Source organism: Bathymodiolus platifrons methanotrophic gill symbiont, from assembly GCF_002189065.1.
GTDB lineage: Bacteria > Pseudomonadota > Gammaproteobacteria > Methylococcales > Methylomonadaceae > Methyloprofundus.
The window spans coordinates 1-1683 of the sequence record NZ_BDMN01000522.1; the positions used below are offsets into that span (position 1 = coordinate 1).

General features: G+C 38.9%; 3 protein-coding genes. 1 reads left to right on the plus strand and 2 read right to left on the minus strand.

The window, feature by feature from the left end; all coding sequences use genetic code 11:
• On the plus strand, positions 1–304 hold a 304-nt coding region (locus tag CDZ78_RS20085), incomplete at its 5' end, for a transposase (protein ID WP_140414260.1).
• On the opposite strand, the gene CDZ78_RS20090 is transcribed toward CDZ78_RS20085, so the two are convergent.
• Together CDZ78_RS20090 and CDZ78_RS22455 are read right to left on the minus strand one after the other, a co-directional pair.
• A complete protein-coding gene (locus tag CDZ78_RS20090; protein WP_087871538.1) occupies positions 283–855 on the minus strand; it encodes a tyrosine-type recombinase/integrase in 573 nt (190 codons plus the stop codon). The two genes, CDZ78_RS20085 and CDZ78_RS20090, sit on opposite strands and share 22 nt — an antisense overlap.
• A gap of 146 nt (positions 856–1001) precedes the next feature.
• Positions 1002–1148 carry a hypothetical protein gene (locus tag CDZ78_RS22455; RefSeq protein WP_167374426.1) on the minus strand — a complete coding sequence of 49 codons (147 nt, stop codon included), beginning with the start codon at positions 1146–1148 and terminating at the stop codon, positions 1002–1004.
• Positions 1149–1683: the final 535 nt, after the last annotated feature.

Here is a 1683-nt window from a genome sequence, read left to right on the forward strand (position 1 = left end):
AACCCTAAAAATCATCACTTCGCTTAGGCTACGTTTCCCTGATTTTAAGCGGTGGTGTGAAGAAGTAGAAAAATCTAAAATCTCAGCATTTATGAAGTTTGTAAAGACCGTTCGGAGCCATTGGTCTGGCATTATTCATTTCGTTGAAACGAAGATTACAAATGGAATTCTTGAGGGAATTAATAGCAAGGTCCAACTGGCCAAACGACGAGCAAGAGGTTATCGTAATATTAATAATTTTATCAATATGATTTACTTTCTTTGTGGTAAGTTAAAATTCGACTACCCACTAGGATTCACATAGAGCCAAACATCTTTATCAGATATACACGCCACTTTAAGAGCGGCTGCCCATGACTTACGAATATCTTTAGGCTTGCCGGTATTGCCTGCAAATATCAGATTATTCCCTATTTCCTGAAAGCGTCTTAACTCCATCATAACAATTGGTGGGAATGTTAGTGCTCTACTGCTCCCGTTCTTGGTATCACCTAACAGAGCTGTACTGTCTTTGAAATTAATATCATTCCAACGTAAACCCATCAACTCACCTTTTCGCTCTCCTGTAGTTAATGCACACAACACAAGTAAATGCAGTTTATTCCATTGTGACGACTGGCAAGCTGTCAATAACCTGGCTCGTTCATCATTGTCCAGGACTCTATCACGCTGTTTGCTATCGTTGTCGATAACGACATTCTTAACCACATTTACATCAATATAACCTCTTGATAAGGCATACTTGAAAACGCTGCTTAATACGGCTTTTTTACGGTTTACAGTTGTAGGCCTTTGACCTTCATTGAGCATCAGATCAACTTGATCTCGAATATCAAAAATATCAATGTCCGTCATGATATGGTCACCATAAACAGTACACCAGTAATTAACTCTTACTAGCTGGTTTTTTGTAGTCTTTTTTATTCCACTGGTTTAAATATTCTCCACAGACTTCGCGAAAAGTTTTATAGCGAACGCGTTTACCGGCCTGCGTAAATAAATCAGCGCCACCCCATGCGCTCAATTTCCTGTGGCGATAACTGTAGTAATTCTTTTTTACTCAGTTGGTTAATGGCTTCAAGTTTTGCAGCGTTGCGAATGCTGAATAAATCGACACCCAATTGCATAAATAAATCAGCATCGCCCATCTCGACAATATCATTATCAGATAGGGTAAGAATGTACTCATTAGATAGTGCAGGAATAGATTTTATTTGTTGCTCGGTTTTTTTTGCCCAAGCTAAAGCTGTTTTTTTGTTGGTAGGGTTTTGTATTGGGTAATTCCTTTTAGCCTGATAGTGGCCTGAAAACCCCCCTTTTTGAGCGGTCTAATATAAGCCATTATGATTCCTCCCATTCTGAACGAAGAAAGGCATAACATTTATTGCTTGCATCAGATGAAGCGTTGCATTGAAATAGTATTTTTTGAGTGTAGTTATCAATTAGTTGATAAAGGTTATCAACAATAACTAAATGATTATCAGCCCAGTATTGGACAAGTTTTGATTTTTTTGCTGGCTCATTACGCCACCTTATTGAGTAACAATTATGAGGAAAGTGCGTCTTTCCCCTTACGTGTTAATTCAACTTGACGGGCAATGTCTTTGAATCGCTTACTGTGTAAGGCTTCTAAATGGTGGGTCCTGCGCGATTCGAACGCGCGACCATCGCATTAAAAGTGCG

Excerpts from the sequence above, each read along its gene's own strand:
- CDZ78_RS22455 (WP_167374426.1), bottom strand. The coding sequence starts at position 1,148 with ATGGGCGATGCTGATTTATTTATGCAATTGGGTGTCGATTTATTCAGC.
- CDZ78_RS20090 (WP_087871538.1), bottom strand. The coding sequence starts at position 855 with ATGACGGACATTGATATTTTTGATATTCGAGATCAAGTTGATCTGATG.